Annotated in this window: 1 protein-coding gene; it reads right to left on the bottom strand. The window is 66.6% G+C overall.

The genetic code is table 11. The features are described from left to right. A partial coding sequence (locus tag A985_RS0103425; protein WP_017232016.1) for an electron transfer flavoprotein subunit alpha/FixB family protein occupies positions 1-638 on the bottom strand: 638 nt, incomplete at both ends.

Raw genomic sequence — 638 nt, 5'->3', positions numbered from 1 at the left:
GTTGATCGCCACGATCACCTTCGAATCCTTCATCCCCGCCAAGTGCTGGATCGCCCCCGAAATGCCCACCGCCACATACAACTGCGGCGCCACGATCTTGCCCGTCTGACCGACCTGATAGTCGTTGGGCACGTAACCGGCATCGACCGCCGCGCGCGAGGCGCCCAGTGCCGCGCCCAGCTTGTCCGCCAGCGGCTCGAGCACTTTCGTGTAGTTCTCCCCGCTGCCCAGACCCCGGCCGCCCGAGACGATGATCTTCGCGCTCGTGAGTTCCGGACGGTCCAGCTTCGTCACCTCACGACCCACGAACTGCGACACGCCCGCGTCCGGCGTCGCCGCCACGGTTTCCACCGCAGCACTGCCACCGCTTGCCGCGACCGGATCGAACCCCGTCGAGCGCACCGTGATCACCTTCACCTTGTCCGCGCTTTGCACCGTCGCAATCGCGTTGCCCGCGTAGATCGGACGCTCGAACGTGTCGGCACTGTCGACCTTCGTGATGTCCGAAATCTGCGCAACGTCCAGCAGTGCCGCCACGCGCGGCGCGATGTTCTTGCCGTACGCCGTGGCCGGCGCCAGGATGTGCGAGTACGCCCCTGCGATCGACACCACCTCGTCGGCGATGTTCTCGGCCAGGC

The sequence above is a fragment of the Pandoraea sp. B-6 genome, from assembly GCF_000282835.1.
In the GTDB taxonomy this organism is placed as follows: domain Bacteria; phylum Pseudomonadota; class Gammaproteobacteria; order Burkholderiales; family Burkholderiaceae; genus Pandoraea; species Pandoraea cepalis.
This window is presented reverse-complemented; position numbering and strand designations above follow the sequence as displayed.